Origin of the sequence: Bacteroides propionicigenes (assembly GCF_018390535.1) — a bacterium.
GTDB lineage: Bacteria > Bacteroidota > Bacteroidia > Bacteroidales > Bacteroidaceae > Bacteroides > Bacteroides propionicigenes.
The window spans coordinates 1-4267 of the sequence record NZ_JAHBBW010000031.1 but is presented as its reverse complement, the minus strand read 5'-3'; the positions used below and the strand labels follow the sequence as shown (position 1 = coordinate 4267).

Annotated in this window: 8 protein-coding genes and 1 pseudogene; 8 read left to right on the top strand and 1 reads right to left on the bottom strand. The window is 45.9% G+C overall.

Annotation, left to right across the window (positions count from 1 at the left end; genetic code table 11):
• A partial coding sequence (locus tag KG118_RS17320; protein ID WP_213388595.1) for a hypothetical protein occupies nt 1–308 on the top strand: 308 nt, incomplete at its 5' end.
• Between the two features lie 19 nt (nt 309–327).
• Nucleotides 328–558, top strand: coding sequence for a hypothetical protein (locus KG118_RS17315; RefSeq protein WP_004295510.1), 231 nt, complete (start codon nt 328–330; stop codon nt 556–558).
• Between the two features lie 36 nt (nt 559–594).
• Here KG118_RS17315 and KG118_RS17310 read toward each other — a convergent pair whose 3' ends face one another.
• The gene (locus KG118_RS17310; RefSeq protein WP_004295509.1) at nt 595–1620 is read right to left on the bottom strand and encodes a replication initiation protein; all 1026 of its coding nucleotides are present in this window, start codon (nt 1618–1620) and stop codon (nt 595–597) included.
• Nucleotides 1621–2032: 412 nt separating this feature from the next.
• Between KG118_RS17310 and KG118_RS17305 the strand changes: the two genes are divergently transcribed.
• The 6 genes and pseudogenes from KG118_RS17305 to KG118_RS17285 form a co-directional block, all read left to right on the top strand.
• On the top strand, nt 2033–2284 hold the full coding sequence (locus KG118_RS17305; protein ID WP_004295507.1) for a hypothetical protein: 252 nt from the start codon (nt 2033–2035) through the stop codon (nt 2282–2284).
• Nucleotides 2281–2556 carry a type II toxin-antitoxin system YoeB family toxin gene (locus KG118_RS17300; protein WP_004327436.1) on the top strand — a complete coding sequence of 92 codons (276 nt, stop codon included), beginning with the start codon at nt 2281–2283 and terminating at the stop codon, nt 2554–2556. The genes KG118_RS17305 and KG118_RS17300 overlap by 4 nt, the downstream gene beginning before the upstream one ends.
• A gap of 10 nt (nt 2557–2566) precedes the next feature.
• Nucleotides 2567–2764, top strand: coding sequence for a hypothetical protein (locus KG118_RS17295; protein WP_004295503.1), 198 nt, complete (start codon nt 2567–2569; stop codon nt 2762–2764).
• A gap of 192 nt (nt 2765–2956) precedes the next feature.
• Complete coding sequence (gene mbpA / locus KG118_RS17630; RefSeq protein WP_004327437.1) at nt 2957–3256, top strand: mobilization protein MbpA; 300 nt, start codon at nt 2957–2959, stop codon at nt 3254–3256.
• The gene (gene mbpB, locus KG118_RS17290) at nt 3253–4047 is read left to right on the top strand and encodes a mobilization protein MbpB (protein WP_007560590.1); all 795 of its coding nucleotides are present in this window, start codon (nt 3253–3255) and stop codon (nt 4045–4047) included. The genes mbpA and mbpB overlap by 4 nt, the downstream gene beginning before the upstream one ends.
• Nucleotides 4004–4267, top strand: a pseudogene (locus KG118_RS17285) (mobilization protein MbpC); the annotation flags it as partial. The gene mbpB and the pseudogene KG118_RS17285, both read left to right, overlap by 44 nt.

Below are 4267 nucleotides of genomic sequence, written 5' to 3'. Positions count from 1 at the left end.
TCTATACGAAGCGCATAGAGGACGCAACAGCCCGAAAGGTACAAATAGACGGGAAAAGCCTTGAAAGTGCCGAAAATCGCCTAAAAAACGTGTTGGCGGACTTTGAACGGCAGGGGTACAGAATGAAAAACGGCGGTTATGTGGACAAACGAATTTCGTTCTACTCAATCCTTTGTGCTGTTATCTCCCTATTGTTCGCTTGTTTCATGTGCTATCTTTGGACGGATGCAGCCAAAGACCGGGACAACTACAAGCAGTATTATGAATACTACCAAGAGCAGGCAAGGGAACAAAAGGGGAATAAATAAACATCTAACTTTACGAATTATGGGAACAACGGAACACGAAGAACCCCGGTTCTTCTTCATACTGAACAAGGGTGCGAAGTCCGGCGGCGAAATCACCCATGCCGTCCTAAACGGTAGTATCGTTTCGAAGCCGGCAGGCTGGGATGCCTTTCATGGGCTTGCACTGGCGAGAGAGAAACTAAGCAGCGAGGAAATACAACAGCAGATGAAAGAACTTGGTGTAGAAATGGAAATCGTTCCTCTGATTTGACAAGATTACCCGGAGTGTTTCAGCCGGGTAATCTTGTTACTTATCCTTGATTTTCCCTTTAAGGGCGTTTATAATCCACCCTTTCGGATTGTTCTTTTCTCGTGATTTTCCGTTTAGGAGAGCCAGTTCTCCGATAAGGTCGGTTATCTTTTCTTGTGCCGTTATGAATGTCTCTTTGTTCCGGTTTATCTCTTCCGATGTGAAGCCGCAGGAATAACGGAGGTACTCGTACACATGGCTGTCTATCTGATATCGTGCTGTAACCTTTGCTTGCAATTCTTTCCCTTCCAGTTCTTCATCTCTGAACTGTGGTTGATAGACCGGGTAGAACCTAAACCCGGTCACCTTGCTACGTTTGTTGTTTGGGTTTTCACGCACTTTCACGTAGTTGAAAGTGTATGGGCAGCTCTCATCAAGCGCAGCCTTTGCTGGTTTCAAAACTCTTTCCTCAAAATGATCTATTCTGTCTTTTCCGTTCTTGTCCTTGTATTTGTCCGCAGGTATGCCAAGACGGTCTTTCAAGTTTTCAAGGGATATATCCAAAGGGTACACCTGCCCACTCATTAACATGTAAAACCTAAGGGAATACCCAGTAGGTAGCGCAAGAGCCTTGTTTAACTCAAATTCTCTGTACCCCTTGGCGAACTTGGTAAACACATCCCAAAGGTCGTTAGACACACGAAAGGTTATAATGCCAGTGCGTTTTTTATATTTTGGGTTAGATATAAATCCGCACTTCCACCATTCCTCGTCATCTTCGTAAGTAAAAAAACGTCCTGCCAAAGAATCGAGTGCGGCTATGATTTCATTGTAATCACGTCCGGAAAAAATAACGTCAGATACATGCATTTGTGCATCAACATCCCAAAGTCCATGCTCAAACTTGCGTTTCGTGCCTGCATAATCTTTCAGTTTTACTCCCTTTAGTTCAGCTTGGCACGCTTCCAGTATGCGAAGAACTATTCTTTGTTCGTGTATGGACATGTCTTGCTGTTTTGACCATGTATATACCCATGAAACAACAACATCTTTATTCTTGGTAATAGGTAGTTTCTTTTTCATAAACGATTGATTTGCTGCAAATATACACAATCCCCACATTAAAACAAAAAAAGAGGGGTAAAACTCCCAAAGTGTGGGGACTAATTTACTTTTAAACTCCCAAAGTGTGGGGACTAAACTCCCAAAGTGTGGGGAAACACATGTTCTAATCCCTTTATTTATGGGCGTTTGCGAAGAAGTGATAGAGCATATTACAGACGATGCTTATAACAGACAAGGGGAATTTATAGAGCTAAGTGGTTGATTTACTGTCGGAAAAAGAAAAACGATAGGGAAAAAGAGCAAAGCAAAACCAACCAACGGGCGGTAGGATTGGAAACGGGTTTTTATGGCGTGTACACGTTTGTGTACAAAATGTTTGTATTTTATTGAAATATAGCTATCTTTGTGCTGAATTTAAAAGCAAACAGATATGGAAGCATTATCAGTAAGAGAATACCGTAACAACCTCGCAGCGTCTTTCACCAAAGCTGACAATGGCGAGCAGGTACTAATTCGCAGGAAAAACGAGATTTACGCTTTGGTAAAAGTTGGTCGTGAAGATTTGATGATAACCCCGGAGCTGCAAGCAAGGATTGACAAGGCAAGGGAAGAAATCAAATCCGGAAAGTGTGTTACCCTCAAAAGCAGTGAGGATATTGACGCTTATTTCGATAGTCTATGATGTACACAATTAGGGTTTCCGACGGGGTGGATAAGGTGATTGCCAAATGGAAGAAATCAAACCCCAATTTGTTCAAGAAGTATAAGAAAATCTACAAAGAATTGTTAGAGCACCCTAAGACTGGGCTTGGGCATCCCGAAGCGTTAAGGGGCGGTGGGGATATTACATGGTCTCGACACATTACCGCCCATGACCGGATAATCTATGACATTTACGAGGAAGTGGTAGAGGTCTACATCTTGGAGGTAGAGGGGCATTACAACGATAAATGATAAAACTGTTATGGTCGAATATTGTGTTTACTGGTTAGAGAACGGCGAGCCTATGCACGAGGTGTTCTCTTCTCTTGCCGCCGCCGAGATGTACTCATGTGCGATAAGAGGGAAAGAAAACATTGAATGGGTGGAGGTGTCCGAAGAAGAAACCATTGATTTGGACGAACTGGAAGACATGTTCCCGGATGACTTCTGCGGCGTGTAATCCCCTTGGGTAGAAATGGGGTAGAATTTGTTAGGCTGTGGGGGATTTTCTAACACGCCGGGGCTTTTTGCTGGGCGGTTGGCGTGGATGTATTCCCATGCGGCATGTGTATATATAGCAAGAAGTGTCCTTGTCGGACAATTCTTGCTTTTCTCGCTTTGCTCAAAAAGATTTTAAGATTACCTTTGTGGCATGGAACTAAGACGGAACGAAAAGATTACATTCCGGTGTACCGAACTTGAAAAGGACGCACTTGCGGAGCAGGCAGCCCGGTGCAGTCTAAGCGTATCGGAATACTGCCGGAGTTTGTCCCTTGGGGGGCGCCCAAGGGAGAGGTACACCGAGGAGGAACGGCAGCTTCTCCGGGACATAGCCCAGTTGAAAGGAACGCTCCAACGGCTGAACAACTACTTCGGTGGTCGCCAGTACCGGGAAGTGTTCGAGGAGAACCGGGCACTAATTACAGAGCTCAAAAAAATACTCTCACGATGATAGGGAAAGGGAAAAGCATATCACATGGTGTGGCGGCATTGGAGTACGACCTCGCCAAAGAGATAAACGGGCAGGCAGTAGCCACCGAGATAGCCCGGCATGAACTTTATGGGTGTACTGGTGCGGAAATGGTGCAGGAAATGAAACCGTATCACATTGATTTTCCGAACGTAAAAAACAACTGCCTACGTTTCGAGGTCAGCCCCTCGATAGAGGAAAGCGCCACCTTTACGGATGCGGACTGGGCGGAACTTGGTAACGACTTCATGCAGCGCATGGGGTTGGCGAACCACCAGTACATCATCATCCGGCACAGCGGTACGGAGAGCAAGAAAGAGCAAGCCCACCTGCACATACTGGCAAACCGGGTTTCCCTTTCCGGGGAACTGTACCGGGACAACTGGATAGGGAAAAAGGCAACGGAAGCCGCCAATGCCATAGCCAAGGAACGGAACTTTGTACAGTCGCAGGACATTGGCAAAGTCAACAAAGCGGAAATCAAGGAAGCCATGGACGGCGTATTGAAGAAGATGCAGGGCTTTGACTTTACCAAATTCAAGGAAGAACTTGGTAAGAGAGGTTTTAAAGTCCGGGAAGCCAGGGCAAGCACCGGGAAACTTAACGGCTACTATGTCACAGCCCGAAGCGGTACGGAGTATAAGGCAAGCGAGATAGGGAAAGGCTACACTCTCGCCCATATCGAGCGGACACAAAGCAAACTGAAGTGCAACTCAATGAACATATCTCATGGAAACAAACTCACACCCGGAAGCGGCAGCTTCCAACGTTAAGCAGGGACAGTACAGCCCCCGGAAAAGAAAAGATACAACGCCAAGGGTAAACCCGCAGCTTGCGGTAGAACTGGTGTATCAAGAACTAAAGCGTGTTGAAGTCTATACGAAGCGCATAGAGGACGCAACAGCCCGAAAGGTACAAATAGACGGGAAAAGCCTTGAAAGTGCCGAAAATCGCCTAAAAAACGTGTTGGCGGACTTTGAACGGCAGGGGTAC